This window comes from Vibrio sp. Vb0349, assembly GCF_033338975.1.
This window is the reverse complement of record NZ_JAWOTS010000003.1, coordinates 32,553-48,966: the sequence shown is the minus strand read 5'-3', so window position 1 is coordinate 48,966 and position 16,414 is coordinate 32,553. Positions and strand designations below refer to the sequence as shown.

Here is a 16,414-nt window from a genome sequence, read left to right as displayed (position 1 = left end):
TGTTGGAGCTTATTGTTGTTAGTCGTCTGCTCTATTTGGTTGTAATAATGATTCATGTTGCTCTAGTTGATGATCACGTCATCGTGCGTTCAGGTTTCGCACAATTATTAAATTTAGAAAGTGATATTACCGTTGTCGGTGAATTCGGCTCTGTCGCCGAAGCGCGCAAAGGCTTGCCTGCGGTACACCCTCATGTCGTCATCCTAGATATCTCCATGCCAGATGAAAGCGGCTTAAACTTTCTTAGCGAAATACCAACTGGCATTGCCTGCGTGATGCTTAGCGTGCATGACTCCCCTGCGATGGTGGAAAAATCACTAAAGCTAGGTGCAAAAGGCTATCTTAGTAAACGCTGTAGCCCAGACGAACTTATTCAAGCCGTGAGAACCAGTGCTTCTGGCGGCTGTTACCTCACATCAGATATTGCACTTAAACTTGCAACGCCTAGCGACAACACCACCTCTCTATGCCAACTGACAAAACGTGAAAACGAGGTATGTCAGCTACTTGCCAATGGGTTGGATGTAAAGTCTGTCGCGGCAGAGCTTGGCTTGAGCCACAAGACCGTGCATGTGCATCGTGCGAATGCCATCGACAAACTCGGCGTGAAAAACAACGTTGAGCTCGCCAAACTATTTTCTCAAGAGTCCTTTTAATGCGAGCTTATGCTGTTACCACCATTTGCGGACTTTTTGTTATGGCCTGCGCCTGGTTCTGTTTGTGGGTGATCGCCTACTACTTTGTCAATGATCCCGAGCTGGCGATCTTATTGTTTCCTTTCGCTTTACGATTAGGTGTCGCCCTTCACACTCGCACCGCTTATTGGCCGACGATTTACCTTTCGGAGTGGGGACTTTCCATCGCACTTGCGATGTTACTGGGTCAACCGCAGTGGCTTACCGTGCTGATTGCGAGCATTGCCAGTATCCCGGTCACACTGATTGCGAAAAAATACTACTACGGTGACCAAAACCGCCACTTAGCCGTCATGGGCATTGTGATCATCATTACCGCCTTCATCAACGTAATGGCGGTCGGATTTCACGTGCCTTCTGTTTACATGGTATGGCTGGCTAGCATTTCTGGAGGCTTGCTCGTGGTGCCTATGTGCTACCTGTTGTGGAGCTATTTGTTCCAAAGTCGTTGGTCTCCGCTTAGCTCTCTCCTACTTAGTAATGCCGTTGTATTTCAGGTACGTCATATCGTGCTTTATGCGCTGCTTTTGATCGGCAGTATTTTGGTGCAAACCAGTTTGCCTGAAGAGCTAAAACGGTTTGCGCCGTTTTGTATGGCGATTCCAATCATCGTGCTTGCTCTGCGTTACGGCTGGCAAGGTGCTCTACTCGCCACCATGCTCAACAGCATTGCGCTGATTGCGGCTCGCAGCGGCGTATCAAATCTAGAAATCACCGATTTGTTATTATCTCTCTCGGCGCAAACCATCACCGGCATTATGCTCGGCTTAGGGGTTCAGAAACAAAAAGACCTCAATCACAAACTGCGCGGCGAACTTGCACGCAATCAGAATTTGTCTCGCCAGCTTATCAAAGCGGAAGAATCGGTAAGACGCGATATTGCGCGCGAGCTACATGACGAAATTGGACAGAACATCACGGCGATCCGCACACAAGCCAACATCATTAAGCGGGTAAATAACGCCGAAACAAGCGTAGGTTGCGCAGACATGATTGAAAGACTTTCCCTCAACGTGTACGACACCACTAAGCGACTGTTAAGCAAGCTAAGACCAAAAATGCTGGATGATTTGGACTTGAAAGAATCCGTCGAGCAACTGACGCGAGAGATGGAATTTGCCAATCACGGAACGACTGTTCAACTGAACTGGCAAGGCGATTACACCAACTTGAGTGACACGCTCAAAGTCACCCTATTCCGTTTATGCCAAGAGTCATTGAATAACGCCGCCAAATATGCAGAAGCGCAGTTGATCAGTATTGAACTGACGATCGGAGAAGCGGCGGTGTCACTAATGATTCACGATGATGGTGTCGGCTTCAAAGTTCAGGACAGCATGAAAGGCATGGGCGTTCGCGGCATGCAAGAGCGTGTGCACGCGTTAGGTGGAAAAATGGTTATCTACTCCACCAGCGATCAAATGATCGGCACACAAATCAGCATTACTTTACCTAAGGTGTAACTCAAGATGTTTGGATTTTTACGTTCACCTAAATTTACTCAACCGAGTCTGAGCAACGAGCAAATCGACCAGCGTTACCGCCATTGGCGTTTGCACATTATGTTGGGGATGTACATCGGCTACGCAGGTTTCTACTTTACCCGTAAGACCTTTAACTACGCAGCACCAGCGATGATTACCGACCTTGGCTTAGATAAAGGCGACTTGGGTCTTATCGGTACACTTTTCTACATCACCTACGGCTGCTCGAAGTTTATTTCTGGCACGATTTCGGATCGCTCTAACCCTCGTTATTTCATGGGATTAGGATTGATTGCGACAGGTCTGGTCAATATCGCGTTCGGTTTTTCTAGCTCACTCGCGGCTTTCATTACTCTGTGGATCTTAAACGCCTGGTTCCAAGGCTGGGGCTGGCCTTCATGCTCCAAGCTGTTAACGACTTGGTATTCACGTTCCGAGCGTGGCTTCTTATGGGCGATTTGGAACACCGCACACAACGTTGGTGGCGCGCTGATCCCTATTTTGGTGGGTTATTTAACGTTGCACTACAGCTGGCGTGAAGGCTTTATTCTACCCGGCATCATCGGGGTATTGCTCGGTCTATTCGTTTGTTGGCGATTGCGCGACAAACCCACAACAATGGGTTTACCAAGTGTCGGCCAATGGCGCAACGACGCATTAGAACTTGCGCAAGAAAATTACGGACGTGGCCTCACCTACCGCGAAATTCTGAAATCGTACGTATTTAACAACAAATACATCTGGCTACTCGCGTTCAGTTATGTGTTGGTTTACATCGTCCGAACCGCAATCAATGACTGGGGAAACCTGTACTTGACCGAGCAGCATCACTATAGCCTGATTAACGCCAACGCTGCTCTGTCGATGTTTGAAATCGGCGGTTTTGTTGGTTCATTGGTTGCGGGTTGGGGCTCAGACAAACTCTTTGGCGGTAACCGTGGGCCAATGAACTTGCTGTTCGCTATTGGGATTTTCTTATCTGTCTCCGCGCTTTGGCTGATGCCTCTGACTAACTTTGCATTCCAAGCCGCGGGATTGTTCTCCATCGGCTTCTTTGTCTTTGGACCACAAATGCTGATCGGTATGGCGGCGGCGGAGTGCTCTCACAAAGATTCTGCCGGCGCGGCAACAGGATTCGTGGGCTTGTTCGCCTACATGGGCGCAGCATTGTCTGGTTATCCACTGGCGTTAATTCTTGAAGAATATCATTGGACGGGTTTCTTCATCACCATTTCAGTTTGTGCAGCCGTCATTGGCCTTTTGTTACTGCCATTTTTGCAAGCGCAACCATCACGAAAACCACTCGAACCAAAACCTCGGTTGTAAATCGACTTATCGCCCTTCGGGCAAATTGGCGAGTGACCTAACCGCGCTCGCCCACCTTATTTAACGTATCTCTGCTCAATTTTTCTTCCGATTCAGTTCGGAGGGTTAACTATGGGAAAAATTCATGAATTTGAACACTATTTCATCGCATAGCTTCTTTCAAATGAACAACAAAATCCAAAACTACGCTTGGGGAAGCACCTCTTCTATTCACGATTTGTTTGGCTTTTCTAACGAAACGAATGAGCCTCAAGCAGAAGTATGGATGGGTACTCACCCAAACGGCTGCTCTGAAGTTCAGATTGAGCAAAACACGCTGCCTTTGTCTGAACTGATCAAACAAAACCAACCCGCTTACTTATCAGCAGAAACCGCAGCGAAATTTGGCGACCTGCCCTTTCTGTTTAAGATCTTAGCGGCCGAACATGCACTGTCGATTCAAGTTCACCCAAGCAAACAAGATGCCGAAATAGGCTTCGAAAAAGAACAAAGTGCCGGGATCCCACTAAACGCAAGCCATCGTAACTACAAGGATCCAAACCACAAACCTGAGTTGGTGTACGCGCTGACAAGTTACCAAGCCATGAACGGTTTTCGCTCGTATGCCGAGATTATTGAGGCATTTAGCCTTTGCGATATCGATGAGCTACGCGCGCCTCTTGACACATTCAAACGCGAAATCAACTCACAAGGTTTACGCGATTTCTTTGTGCACATTCTTACCATGGAAGGAGAAACAAAAGAGCGAGCACTGAAACAGCTTCTTGCCCACGCTTCACGTCAATCGGAGCAAGGCACTGACAGCGACGTTTTCCAGCTCATCTTGGATCTATCCACTCAATACCCTGGCGATGTCGGCTTGTTTGCGCCATTACTGTTGAATGTCATCACGCTGCAACCTGGCGAAGCGATGTTCCTGAGCGCAAGAACGCCACACGCTTACATTAAAGGTACGGGATTAGAGATCATGGCGAACTCAGATAACGTTTTGCGTGCAGGACTCACGCCGAAACACATGGATGTTGAAGAACTGGTTAAATGCACAGACTTTGTGCCTAAGCCGTTTAACAGCCTTGTTCTAGAACCCAATGCCGATGGTTGCCAAAGCCTTTATCCGGTCCCAGTGGCAGACTTTAGTTTCAGCATTCTTAACCAACCGAACAATGAAGTGGTTGATGCCAATAGCGCAGAGATTTTGATGGCGATTGATGCCGACCTGACACTCATCAGTGATAACGGTGAGACGTTAACCGCCGCGAAGGGACAATCTGTATTTGTTCCTGCTTACGTTGGCCATTACCGTATTCAAAGTGCGGGACGTGTGGCTCGCGCCTTCAACTAGTTTTTGAACAACCGATTCAAACTAACGTCTGACCCAAGGGACTGGGTTAGACAATTTATTCCTTTCATAGATTGAACCATTCCGCTCTTAAGGCACTCATGCTTACACCTTGTCGAATCAAAACACCTACAGGCCAGTTTCTCTAAAAGCCATAACCTCCCGGATCTACCATTTACTCAACATTCATTGTCAAAACCCATTTATGTCCGATAAATTCGTCGCTCCAATATCAAATCACTTGGATAATAAAGGCGCTTGCACAGTGGTATTTGTTGCAAAACGTATAATCAACGTTGTAATCAAAGCCTCAATCACTACAATCTCTGGTTCGATTTTTCAGTTAACGTTTGTATGCCGAAGTTAAACCAAGATAACCCTGTTCAAAGCTCCGCCCTTTCCGATATCGAAACCAGCAGTAAGATTCAATCGGCATTAGAACCGAAGTTTCACAAGCCAGAGAAACGTCTCTGCTTAAGCCCTGGCCTGTCGGATAATCATTTGGCGCGCCGTTGGCAAGTATTGGAACACGTGACCAATAAAGATCATCTCCTTGATCCTTTCACGCAGTCACATTGCGATGCTTACTCCAACAACATCGAGCACTTCATTGGTACTGTTAATGTGCCGGTCGGCATTGCAGGCCCTTTGCGCGTCAACGGCTTGTATGCGAACGATGACTTTTTGGTTCCGCTCGCAACGACAGAAGCCGCGTTAGTCGCTTCCTACAACCGTGGCGCAAATCTTATCACCGCCGCTGGTGGCGCGAGCGCATTGTTACTAAGTGAAGGGGTGAGCCGAACACCAGTATTCGCCTTTAATCACCTTGCTGACGCCGGCCAGTTCGTCAGTTGGGTTGTGACCCAGTTTGACGTATTTCGTCAAATTGCGGAATCCACCACCTCACATGGCAAACTCAAAGACATCAATGTAAATATCGAAGGAAACCATGTTTATTTGGTCTTTGAATACGTGACTGGTGACGCTTCCGGACAAAACATGGTGACCATCGCAACAAACGAAGTGTTCCATCATATTTTGGCGACCAGCCCAATCAAACCAACTCAAGCATTCTTGGATGGCAACTTATCAGGCGACAAAAAACCAAACGCACACACACTGCGCTCGGTACGCGGTAAGAAAGTATCCGCCGAAGTGACCATTCCTGCTGAGTTGGTGGAAAAATATCTGCATACGACGCCGGAGTCTATGGTTCAATTTGGCAAAATGACCACGGTGGGTGGTTTACTCAGCGGGACAATTGGCGTCAACGCGCATTACGCAAATGCCCTTGCCGCGCTTTACATTGCTTGTGGTCAAGATGCCGCTTGCGTTGCAGAGTCTGCCATTGGAATCACTCGTATGGATGTGGACGCTCAAGGCAACTTGTACGCGTGCGTGACCTTGCCAAACATCATGGTGGGAACGGTTGGCGGTGGTACTGGCCTTCCAACGCAAAAAGCATGTTTGGATATTTTGGGTTTGCACGGCAACGGCAATGCGAAAGCGTTAGCCGAAGTCGCAGCTTCGCTTTGTCTGGCTGGCGAACTCTCGATTGTGGGCGCATTTTGTGCCGATCACTTTTCTCGTGCTCACCATAAGCTTGCCCGAAAATAACCTTTGTTGCTTTGTACAAGAGAACATCCGTGTGGTTTTCTCTTGTGCAAACCAATGGACTTTATTTATTGGCTCAATAATTTCTTGAAACTAACTTAAGCCTTAACAAACAGACCAATCTCTTGTTAACAGTACTTTAGCTGTCCCCCTTCTATATCCATTGCGATACCTCTGCTTGTCACTCTTCATTGGCCATATTTAATATCAGTATCTTAGAAAAAATAGCATCAAAAAATTCTAGCACTATAGTACCAAATTCATCGTTTGAGTTTTTTGTTCACCACTTATTGCTACTATACTCGCCTATGCAGCTGCTTGATTTTCATAAATTTACTAAACAGCTCAAAAGAGCTTAATAACTCCCGTTAAATGGACTTAAATCGTTACTTCGGGTAAGCGAGTTAACTATGAGACGTCAGAAGCTAAATAAAATCTCTGCTTGGGTACTAGGATTGGCTATCTTATTGCTGAGCCATGGGTCTAATGTATCAGCACAAATACAGCAATCCCCATCCGATCAAACCGTTGCGCGTTTTCTCTATCAAACCTCTTTTGGACCAACTCCTGCGTTAATTAATGAGGTTAGGGAAAACGGGTTAGGGGACTGGATACAGAAACAAATCAACCTGCCAGCAACCTACCATCAACCACTTTATCAAACGCCTTTTTCTAAAGGCCTACAGTCAAACCGAGAAAATGCTTGGTATCAGATTGTTGTTACTGCTGAAGATCAGCTCAGACAGCGAACGGCTTATGCATTGAGTCAGATCGTAGTCGTTTCTCGTTATGGCGGCGTTCTTTCCAGCAAACCTACAGGGTTAGTGAATTACTACGATCTGTTGGTTGAGCATGCGTTTGGCAACTACCGAGACCTGTTGTATGACGTTTCCATCCATCCAGTCATGGGGAGCTATTTGTCTATGCTCGGTAGTGCAAAAGAAAATAGTGGGACAGGAACGCTTCCCGATGAGAACTTTGCTCGAGAGTTAATGCAGTTATTCACTATCGGTTTGTATGAACTCAATTTAGATGGCAGTAAAAAGCTAAACCACGCAACAGGCAAACCTATCCCCACGTACAATCAAACTGATATTCAAGAGCTCGCGCGAGCATTAACTGGATGGAAAAATTCCGACATCGCATTCGTGAAACCGATGCGAGTTATCAGTCAAAGACACGACACCGGCGAGAAGCGATTTCTAGGGAACGTGATCCCATCGGGTCTAACCGCACAAGAAGAGCTTTCAAAAGTGATTGATATGTTGATGTCTCACCCAAATGTTGCTCCATTTGTTTCAAAGTTACTTATCCAACGTTTGGTCAGTTCAAATCCAAGCCCAGAGTACGTCGCGCGTGTTGCTACGATATTTAACAACAATGGGGAAGGAGAAAAAGGCGATCTAACCGCCGTTGTTCGAGCCATATTGCTCGACCCTGAAGCATTAGGGATGACGGATACCCCGCCTATAAAAGTGAAAGAACCGATACTGGTCCTGACTAATTTTCATCGAGCATCAGGTTTTACGGTTAAAGGATCACGTTACGAAGACGCAACAACGATGATGAACATCGCTAATCAAGGGCCGCTTCGTTCTCCTTCCGTGTTTAATTTTTACTCTCCAGACTATCAGCCGTCTAACGAGTTTACGGAGTCTGGTATTAACTCTCCAGAGTATGAACTTCTCAATTGGTCTGTTTATACCGATTTGGTCAACTATATGTTAACCAGCACTCGTAGAGGAGGTGGTGATTCCTACCACTTCGATCTTAACGAGTTTTATCTTCTTCTGGACGATCACCGTGCCTTAGTCGAATTGGTTAACGAGCGTTTCTTTGCTGGAACGGCTTCTGCTGAATTGAAAGAGCTCATGCTCACCGCCCTGAATGATTATCGTGGTGACTATGTGCCAACAACAAAACTCGCTCTAGTGATATTTACCGCCATTTCTGGCGACGAATTCTATATTCAGGATTAGGAGTGAATTATGGATATTTCACGACGACATTTTATACAAAGCACGCTATCGATGGGCGCACTAGCCTCTCTTAGTCTGCCAGGTTACTCTCTCGCAGCGCCATCCAATGACTTTCGAGCATTAATATGTGTGTATTTAGCAGGCGGAAACGATGCATTCAACACCATACTGCCATTATCGGAGGCGCACTATCGTCAATATTCCAAAGTCAGAGGGCCACTCTCTGTCGCCAAAGAAGACATACTCCCTATCAATTTGAGTGCTGTCGATAGCTCAAATCACCCAGTGAAGCTCGGCTTACACCCAAAGTTAAATGCGTTGACTTCCGTTTTCGAACAAGGCGATGCCAGCATCGTGCTCAATAGTGGCATTCTCAACCACCCCGTCACCAAACAAGCTATTGAGCAAGATGAAGCATCACTTCCCGAGCAACTGTTTTCTCATAATTCTCAAACAGACGCTTGGTTACTTGGTGGAATGAGTGAGTCTAAAAATCTTGGTTGGGCTGGCAGAATGTTGGATGTATTAAACTCTGAATCAGAAATAACACCGCTATACAGTGTGCATGGCAACTCGCTTTGGTTACGGGCAATGGAACACCGCCAAACCGTCCTGAAAAAAGATCGCGCAGTTCAGCTTACCGCGATTGATAACCCGCTATACAAGGGGATCTATGATCGCCTTCTCTCTCATCAAACTGACAATCCATTTAATGGTCATTTTAATTTGATGGTTGATGAGTCGATGGTAATGAGCAGTGTACTGAGCGAGCAACTCAACCACATTGCTGACGAGCCGCTGTTTACGTCATCGACGCTCGGCAAGCAGATGCAAACCGTGTACAAATTGATAGCAAGCCAAGATGTCCTGAAGCAGCAACGACAAGTCTTTTTCGTTAAACACTCTGGGTATGACCTACACGATTCGCAACTGGCACGTCATCCAGTGTTACTTGAGGATCTCGCGACAAACCTTTTGGCAATGTATCGTGCGGTCGAACGGTTAGGGCTAAACAAGCAAGTCACCTCTTTCACTATGTCTGACTTCGGTCGACGGATGATGAGCAACGGAAATGGTACTGATCATGGCTGGGGTGGCCATCAACTATTAATTGGAGGCGCGGTAAATGGGAAACAACCTATCGGTACATGGCCGGAACTAATACTGGGCGGAAACGATGATTACTCTCAAGGCCGACTCATACCCAAAATTGCCGCTGATCAAGTTGGTTCAACACTAGCACAGTGGATGGGCGTGAGTGATAACGCTGCACTGGAATACGTCTTCCCGAACATCCGTAATTTTACTCATTCAAACCTGGGTTTTATGGCTTAAGATATTTTACAGGTTAGCTGTAGAACGCATCATCAAATAAGGGAGCCTCGCGCTCCCTTACTCATCTTATGTTTGCAGAGTGTCCGTTACACCTCGTCGCGACGGCGTTCATTACACAGCTTAATGGCACGCTCAAGTAATTCTAACGCGGATTGCTCACATTCAGGCAGAACCGCATCACTTTCAGAAACTGGCGTTACGCGGTCACCCCATTTCAATACTGCCGCACCCCATGTCAAACCTGCACCAAACGCAGCAAGAAGCATATTATCACCTGGGTTAACTCGACCTTGCTCTACCGCTTCACACAATGCAATTGGCACGGTCGCAGCTGAAGTATTGCCATAGTTTTGAATGTTAACAAACGCTTTGTCGTGTGGAATTCCAGACAGGTCACACAAGGTTTGAATAATACGAATATTCGCTTGATGCGGAATCACAACATCGATTTGTTCCGTCGTTAACTGTGATGCTTTCAGTACGGTTTTCGCAGCTAGCCCCATGCCTTTTACTGCACGTTTGAAAATTTCTTGTCCTACAAAGTTGAAATCCCAGTAACCGTTGTCTTCCGCAAAGCGATCCATACAAGTACCAAACTTTGGTACGGACAGAATATCGCGGCCTTTTGCGTCACAACCGATTTGAGACTGTAGTAAACCCGTTTCTTTTTCCGTTCTTGATAACACAACGGCGCCCGCACCATCACCAAATAGAACAGCGGTATCTCGCATTGCCCAATCGATGTAGAAAGACAATCTTTCCGCACCAATAATGATCGCGTTACGATAGTTACCTGATTGAATCAAACGTGTGCCCGTTTCTAGGCCATAGACAAATCCCGTACATGCGGCATTTAAGTCAAAGGCAGCGGCTGCACGAATACCTAGGTTCTGCTGTACCTTAGACGCGATATTTGGAATCAATGAATCTGGTGAACAAGTCGCCACAATGATTAAATCCACGTCTGTTGCATCGACGCCTGCTCGAGCTAATGCATGTTTAGCAGCAACGGTCGCCATGTCTGACGTGTTTACATGACTAATACGGCGGTTTTCGATACCAGTGCGGGTACGAATCCACTCATCGGAAGTATCGAGGAAAGTGCTAAGATCATCGTTAGAGAGCACGGCTGGCGGAACACATTTCCCCCAACCTGTAATTTCAGCGTAGTAATTTGTCATCGCAGACCTATTTATTGTTGTATTTTAATAAAATTTCTTAGAACCTTAGGCTCAAATACAAACCTGCGCTGCGTTATTTCGGCAGGTTAAAAAATAAGTATACAAATAATGAGGCTGACTGGTAAGTCATGTTTTCATCAATACGTAATAAAGGAAGAAGTCATGTCATCGTTTAAAACTCGCTGCCCTTCGTGCGGCGGTCTAAATCGTGTCCCTAATGAGCGCGTTGCCGAATCTGCAACTTGCGGTAAATGTAAAAGTGCACTTTTAGACGGCTCGCCTATCGAAGGTACACAAGATAACTTTTCTGCTCTATTACAAAGTGATATGCCTGTTGTAGTAGATTTTTGGGCCCCATGGTGCAACCCGTGCGTTGGCTTTGCTCCTGTTTTCTCTGATGTTGCTCATGAGCAAGCCGGAACGGCTCGTTTTGTTAAGATTGATACCGAAGCTCAACAACAACTTGCGACGCAATTTGGTATTCGCAGTATTCCTACCATTATGGTTTTCAAGAATGGTCAACGCGTTGATATGATCAATGGTGCGTTACCTAAAACTCAATTCGATCAATGGTTAAATCAAGCACTTACTAAATAATCTTCCACGCCAACCTTGTTTGTAGGTTGGCGTTTTTATGCAACTTATCAACCTATCTAGTTAACAAATATTATTTATCGAAACGACTTAAATTTATCATTTTACTTGCCTAACTATTAGCCTCATATTCGCGCCGAATAACCCTAAGATTTCATTTAACTTATAGGCGCAAAACAGTGGAAAACACAGTCGTTCCTGCAGCATCACCACGAGTTACAGTTCCAGTCGTCGCACTGTCTCTTTATGCGGTGGCTTCGGGCTATTTAATGAGCTTGATCCCTCTCATGCTCGGTGAATACAACATCTCAGCAGATTACGCGAGTTGGTTGGCGAGTGTGTTTTATGGCGGCTTATTAACCGGTGCTATTTTTATTGAACGTATCGTACGTCAAGTTGGTCACCGTAACGCGTTTATTGGTTGCTTGGCCGTATTTTCGCTAACTATCGTCACACTACCCGTGTTTGCTAACGGATTGATGTGGCTTGCCGCTCGCTTTATTGCGGGTATCGCGGTTGCTGGTGTTTTTGTCATTGTTGAGTCTTGGCTAATGTCTGGAGACGAAGCATCGCGTGCGAAACGTTTGAGCTTGTACATGCTATCGCTTTATGGTGGTTCAGCATTAGGCCAGTTTGGTATTGGCGTGCTTGGCGTAAGTGGCGGCGTTCCGTTTATTGCGATCACGACGTTGATCCTAATGGCGATGCTGGTGCTAATGTTCATTGAGTGTGAGCAGCCAAACAGCCATGAATCAACCGCTTTATCATTTAAGCAAATTGCCAAACTAAACCATGCAGCAATTATTGGTTGTGTTGTTTCAGGTTTGACCTTAGGCGCGATCTACGGATTAATGCCAGTTGAGTTAACTAACCGTAAAATTAGCCATCAAGACATTGGTACATTGATGGCGCTAGTGATTCTAGGTGGCATGCTAGTTCAACCAATGGTGACCGCGTTAAACAAATACATGAGCCGCACAGTGCTAATGGCGTTTTTCTGTATTTTGGGTATTTTTTCGATCGGTATGACGTTTATTTCCTCGTCAGCCGTGGTATTGGCTGCTGCATTATTCTTTTTAGGTGCAGCTACTTTTGCTTTGTACCCGATTGCAATCAACTTAGGTTGCGAAGGTCTTGATGAACGCTTTATTGTCTCTGCGACACAAGTCATGCTGTTTAGCTACAGCATCGGCTCTGTTGCTGGTCCTGTTGTCGCTGATAAATTCATGGGCCAAGAACACGGCTTGCTAGGCTACTTGTTTGCCGCTTTGGTTGCGACTGGCGTATACATGCTACTTGCTGCGAGCAAAACCAAGCAGCGTATGGCCGCTGGCCTCTAACCACGCCGCTTCTACTCAACGAAAACGAGGGCATGTCGCCCTCGTTTTTTTATTCTTCGAATTTTTGTTTAGATAAACGCTTGTGACGGTTTGACGCGTTCGCTGCAGGCTTTTCCGGTACCATGCGCTTTTCATGAAGCAAATGACGAACCGCCAAGATGGGATGTTTCAGTAACATTCTGGGGCCAGAGTAACGCATGACCAAACGCATTTGTTCTTTCGGCTCTGGTTTGTAGCAGTGAATCGGACATTTGTTACACGTCGGTTTATTCTCTCCATAAGGACAGCGGTCGAGGCGCACTTCTGCGTATTCAAGCAGCTCACGACATTCTGAGCATAAGTCACGTTTTGTTCCATGATGGTCATGACAGTAAACCTCTACCATGGCTTTTACTGTCTTAAATTCAGTGGCGAGTTTGCCAAGTAAAATATCGCTCATGCGCTATCCAAAAATCACAACATCATTGTGTAAAGTTCTAACGTGCGGCCATTATCATATTGCTGCTCAACTCGTTCAAACTCAAAGCCCAGTTTTTTGAGCAAACTTATACTACGAATATTGTCATTATTGGTGATGGCAACCAAATTATCGAGTTTCATTTCCTCTCTAGCGTATTCCAGCACTGCGGTTGCAGACTCCGTTCCGTAGCCGAAGCCATAAGCGGAAGGTAAAAATCCATATCCGAGATCATAGTATTGTAATGTGTCACGTTTAACCAACCCACAAATCCCGATGGGTTGCCCATCTTCTTTCTTCTCTACAACGAGTAAACTCACGCCTTTAATTTGTTGCATGCGTAGCATGTTTTCTTTTATGTAACGCGCCGCTTCATATTCGGTACGAATTTGTTTGTCTCCGACAAAACGGTAGAAGTCTGGGTGGTTATAAAGTTCTAGTATAAATGGTGCATCATCTACACTCACAAGACGCAGTATCAAACGTTCGGTGTACAGTGTTTTCATTTGGGCTCCATTAAAACGCGATAGATGATTGGACATAGGAACGTACTTGAATTTTGCGACCGATACCGGCGCTTATTTAGTTGTAACTTGATAAAAAAGTAACTATCCTGCCTCGCTAAATTAAAGGACCACCACCATGAACCGCAAGAAGAAAATCAATCAGATCTTGAAAGCGAAGCAGAAGAAGCATAACGCTAAGCTACATAAGAGCAATAAGCCGCGTTATATCTCCAAAGCTGAACGCGCGAAAATGGAAGCTGAAGAACAAAACCAAGCTTCAGAACACACGGAAAACGTTGTAGACACAGCGCAGACAGATCAAGCCTAAAAGAAAAGCCGCTTTCAGCGGCTTTTTTGATATTCGGAGAGAGTTAGCTTTAGTATTCGACACTGTAGTTCAGTGTGAATGTGCGACCTCTTCCTTTGTAGTCGTACGCTGCTGCATCGTAGTGTGCTGCATAAAGAATCTGCGCACGTTGTCCCCAAGCGGTTGTGTAGTCTTCGTCAAATAGGTTTTGAATACCAAAACCTAACTGCCCGATAGGTAGTGTTACGTTACCAAGAAGATCAAACGTAGTGTATCCATCTAGTTTATTGTTTGCGTCATCTTCGTAATCAAACATCGTCTGGCTTTGTAAACGTACTGAATAGCCATCCTGATAGTAAGCCGCCCACGCGTTCGCTTTTGATGTACTTGCTTTACCCGCGCTTAGATCTTCCCACTTACCGTTGGTTTTCAGCTCAGAAACCACATAGTGACCTGATGCACCTAACAAAATATCACGGTTTACCCAGTAGTTAATGTTTGCTTCGGCACCGTATACACGTTTCTCGTCATCAACATTGGTGATTAGGAGCGTCTTCTTGTCATACTTGATTGAGTTATCCGACACCGAGTAGTAACCCGCCGCTTGCAGTGCGACAGTATCGGTATCTAATCGGTAACCGATTTCATAGCTGTCCGTTTTGATGCCCGACATTTTTGAGTCAGATACGTTAATGCTATTGTTCAACGCGTAGTGACCATTTGCATCCGCGGCATCGTAGCTACCTTGGCCGTAGTACTTTGCAGGATCAGCGAGTTCGAAACCTTGAGAGAAGTTCGCCCAAAGCTGAGATTCATCGTTAAGCTGATAAATGGTGCCCAAATTAAATAAGCTCACAGAGTAGTCAGTGCTGCCACCTGGTACCGCATCCGCTGATACACCATTACCCGATGCGATCTTCTTTTGTATACTATAGGCAACAAAATCATCAATCTTATTGTCCATGTATTGGTAGCGGTAGCCTGCTTGTACTGACCAATCTTGATTGATTTGGTAATCCCCTTGGACAAACATTGCGTAAGACGCCACATCAACATCTGGGTAACGCCCCACTTCGGCATAGGTTCGATTAATTAAGTTCCCAGAGCTGTTCGCAATGGTTGGATCGAACAGAGCCTGGTTACTTTCAAAACGGTCTAAGTACGCATCGACACCATAAACAAGTTTGAATGACTCCCAGCTTTTAGCTAACGCTAAGCGCCCAGCAAAAACTTCTGTTTTTTGTTGAGAGGCACTTTGGTAATAAGGAGTAAAGGTTTGGTCTTCACTACGGTAAGATAACTCGCCTATCAGTTGATGACCGAATACGCTGTCGTGAGCGTAGTTCGCACTTAAGAGAACTCGCTCTGTACCATGTTCACGGTCGGAATCGAACCCCTCTCGTACGTCAACAAATTTATTGTTAACAATGTACAAACCGTATGGCGAATCTTGCTGGCTGTCATAGTATTGTGCGACAAGGTTTAACTTGCTGGCATCGGAGATTTGAATCTCGGTCGAGCCCATAACATCGAGCGTTGAATTATACTGCAAAGAGCCCTGTGAAATGTCTGGGGTGACAATGTCGCCATTTGCGTCAAATGCACCTTGTGTCTCGGTGTACACAACCGAACCTCTAGCGGTAATTCGCTCATTACCACCCGAGATAGACTGAGCGAGTTTGTAATCAAAGTCATCGCTGCTATTAAAACCTGTAGTGCCACTCACGTAGGATTCAAACGACAAGTCATCCGAGTACGCTTTCTTGGTGATAATGTTAATAACACCACCAGTAGCGCCTGCACCATAAATGGAGGTTGCACCAGATAGTACTTCAATTCGCTCGATGTTGAATGGGTCTATTGCGTCTAACTGACGACTAATCGGGCGAGAAGACTGTAACGAGACACCATCAATCATTACCAACATTGCTCTACCGCGAAGGTTCTGACCATAGTTAGTTCGACCACCGGTGCCGACGTCTAAAGAAGGGATGGTTGCAGAAAGAATATCACCCAGTGTCTTGCCCGCACGATATTGCTGAGCAATCTCTTCTTGGCCAACAAACCAAACCGTTCCTGGAATATCGGAGATCGATTTCGGCATCACACTGCCTACAACAACCAATTGCTCATCGCTCGGAGTCGATGTTTGTTGAAGATCTTCTGCTGCTATTGAGCTAACTGCGTATCCACTGCTCATCGCAAGTACGATGAGATTGAAAGAAAACGTCCTTTTCATCATTGTATTTATCTTTTT

At 45.8% G+C, this 16,414-nt stretch carries 14 protein-coding genes; 10 read left to right on the top strand and 4 right to left on the bottom strand.

Annotated features, from left to right (window positions below):
- Positions 1 to 47 precede the first annotated feature (47 nt).
- The 7 genes from uhpA to R7Q47_RS05220 all read left to right on the top strand — a co-directional run bounded on the left by uhpA (position 48) and on the right by R7Q47_RS05220 (position 9,772).
- Positions 48 to 656, top strand: a complete 609-nt coding sequence (gene uhpA / locus R7Q47_RS05250; RefSeq protein ID WP_005388005.1) for a transcriptional regulator UhpA — start codon at positions 48 to 50, stop codon at positions 654 to 656.
- Entirely contained in the window at positions 656 to 2,158 is a 1,503-nt protein-coding gene (gene uhpB / locus R7Q47_RS05245; protein WP_154204415.1) for a signal transduction histidine-protein kinase/phosphatase UhpB, read from the top strand. The genes uhpA and uhpB overlap by 1 nt, the downstream gene beginning before the upstream one ends.
- 6 nt (positions 2,159 to 2,164) lie before the next feature.
- Positions 2,165 to 3,505 (top strand): MFS transporter, encoded by a 1,341-nt coding sequence (locus R7Q47_RS05240; protein WP_005480243.1) that lies wholly within the window; start codon positions 2,165 to 2,167, stop codon positions 3,503 to 3,505.
- A 124-nt stretch (positions 3,506 to 3,629) separates the two neighbouring features.
- On the top strand, positions 3,630 to 4,847 hold the full coding sequence (manA, locus tag R7Q47_RS05235) for a mannose-6-phosphate isomerase, class I (protein WP_005388002.1): 1,218 nt from the start codon (positions 3,630 to 3,632) through the stop codon (positions 4,845 to 4,847).
- A 351-nt stretch (positions 4,848 to 5,198) separates the two neighbouring features.
- Positions 5,199 to 6,461, top strand: a complete 1,263-nt coding sequence (locus R7Q47_RS05230) for a hydroxymethylglutaryl-CoA reductase (RefSeq protein ID WP_154204416.1) — start codon at positions 5,199 to 5,201, stop codon at positions 6,459 to 6,461.
- A 407-nt stretch (positions 6,462 to 6,868) separates the two neighbouring features.
- Complete coding sequence (locus tag R7Q47_RS05225; protein ID WP_104976076.1) at positions 6,869 to 8,437, top strand: DUF1800 family protein; 1,569 nt, start codon at positions 6,869 to 6,871, stop codon at positions 8,435 to 8,437.
- Between the two features lie 9 nt (positions 8,438 to 8,446).
- The gene (locus tag R7Q47_RS05220) at positions 8,447 to 9,772 is read left to right on the top strand and encodes a DUF1501 domain-containing protein (RefSeq protein WP_104976075.1); all 1,326 of its coding nucleotides are present in this window, start codon (positions 8,447 to 8,449) and stop codon (positions 9,770 to 9,772) included.
- An 86-nt stretch (positions 9,773 to 9,858) separates the two neighbouring features.
- On the opposite strand, the gene R7Q47_RS05215 is transcribed toward R7Q47_RS05220, so the two are convergent.
- On the bottom strand, positions 9,859 to 10,953 hold the full coding sequence (locus tag R7Q47_RS05215; RefSeq protein WP_053349917.1) for a ketoacyl-ACP synthase III: 1,095 nt from the start codon (positions 10,951 to 10,953) through the stop codon (positions 9,859 to 9,861).
- A gap of 162 nt (positions 10,954 to 11,115) precedes the next feature.
- Between R7Q47_RS05215 and trxC the strand changes: the two genes are divergently transcribed.
- Positions 11,116 to 11,550, top strand: coding sequence for a thioredoxin TrxC (trxC, locus tag R7Q47_RS05210; protein ID WP_005387991.1), 435 nt, complete (start codon positions 11,116 to 11,118; stop codon positions 11,548 to 11,550).
- Between the two features lie 176 nt (positions 11,551 to 11,726).
- On the top strand, positions 11,727 to 12,887 hold the full coding sequence (locus tag R7Q47_RS05205; RefSeq protein ID WP_033907039.1) for an MFS transporter: 1,161 nt from the start codon (positions 11,727 to 11,729) through the stop codon (positions 12,885 to 12,887).
- A gap of 49 nt (positions 12,888 to 12,936) precedes the next feature.
- On the opposite strand, the gene R7Q47_RS05200 is transcribed toward R7Q47_RS05205, so the two are convergent.
- Both R7Q47_RS05200 and R7Q47_RS05195 read right to left on the bottom strand, forming a co-directional pair.
- Positions 12,937 to 13,326: a nitrous oxide-stimulated promoter family protein gene (locus R7Q47_RS05200; RefSeq protein ID WP_054575964.1), complete on the bottom strand. Its 390-nt coding sequence runs from the start codon at positions 13,324 to 13,326 to the stop codon at positions 12,937 to 12,939.
- A gap of 14 nt (positions 13,327 to 13,340) precedes the next feature.
- Positions 13,341 to 13,850 (bottom strand): GNAT family N-acetyltransferase, encoded by a 510-nt coding sequence (locus R7Q47_RS05195; RefSeq protein ID WP_054579612.1) that lies wholly within the window; start codon positions 13,848 to 13,850, stop codon positions 13,341 to 13,343.
- 136 nt (positions 13,851 to 13,986) lie between these two features.
- On the opposite strand from R7Q47_RS05195, the gene R7Q47_RS05190 reads away from it, so the two are divergent.
- The gene (locus tag R7Q47_RS05190) at positions 13,987 to 14,178 is read left to right on the top strand and encodes a DUF2986 domain-containing protein (RefSeq protein ID WP_005376066.1); all 192 of its coding nucleotides are present in this window, start codon (positions 13,987 to 13,989) and stop codon (positions 14,176 to 14,178) included.
- 49 nt (positions 14,179 to 14,227) lie between these two features.
- On the opposite strand, the gene R7Q47_RS05185 is transcribed toward R7Q47_RS05190, so the two are convergent.
- On the bottom strand, positions 14,228 to 16,399 hold the full coding sequence (locus tag R7Q47_RS05185; protein ID WP_213962428.1) for a TonB-dependent receptor: 2,172 nt from the start codon (positions 16,397 to 16,399) through the stop codon (positions 14,228 to 14,230).
- Positions 16,400 to 16,414: the final 15 nt, after the last annotated feature.

Coding starts and splice junctions, on each gene's coding strand:
- uhpB (WP_154204415.1), top strand. CDS start 656: ATGCGAGCTTATGCTGTTACCACCATTTGCGGACTTTTTGTTATGGCC.
- R7Q47_RS05200 (WP_054575964.1), bottom strand. CDS start 13,326: ATGAGCGATATTTTACTTGGCAAACTCGCCACTGAATTTAAGACAGTA.
- manA (WP_005388002.1), top strand. CDS start 3,630: ATGAATTTGAACACTATTTCATCGCATAGCTTCTTTCAAATGAACAAC.
- R7Q47_RS05240 (WP_005480243.1), top strand. CDS start 2,165: ATGTTTGGATTTTTACGTTCACCTAAATTTACTCAACCGAGTCTGAGC.
- R7Q47_RS05215 (WP_053349917.1), bottom strand. CDS start 10,953: ATGACAAATTACTACGCTGAAATTACAGGTTGGGGGAAATGTGTTCCG.
- R7Q47_RS05220 (WP_104976075.1), top strand. CDS start 8,447: ATGGATATTTCACGACGACATTTTATACAAAGCACGCTATCGATGGGC.
- R7Q47_RS05195 (WP_054579612.1), bottom strand. CDS start 13,850: ATGAAAACACTGTACACCGAACGTTTGATACTGCGTCTTGTGAGTGTA.
- R7Q47_RS05185 (WP_213962428.1), bottom strand. CDS start 16,399: ATGATGAAAAGGACGTTTTCTTTCAATCTCATCGTACTTGCGATGAGC.
- R7Q47_RS05190 (WP_005376066.1), top strand. CDS start 13,987: ATGAACCGCAAGAAGAAAATCAATCAGATCTTGAAAGCGAAGCAGAAG.
- R7Q47_RS05225 (WP_104976076.1), top strand. CDS start 6,869: ATGAGACGTCAGAAGCTAAATAAAATCTCTGCTTGGGTACTAGGATTG.
- trxC (WP_005387991.1), top strand. CDS start 11,116: ATGTCATCGTTTAAAACTCGCTGCCCTTCGTGCGGCGGTCTAAATCGT.
- uhpA (WP_005388005.1), top strand. CDS start 48: ATGATTCATGTTGCTCTAGTTGATGATCACGTCATCGTGCGTTCAGGT.
- R7Q47_RS05230 (WP_154204416.1), top strand. CDS start 5,199: ATGCCGAAGTTAAACCAAGATAACCCTGTTCAAAGCTCCGCCCTTTCC.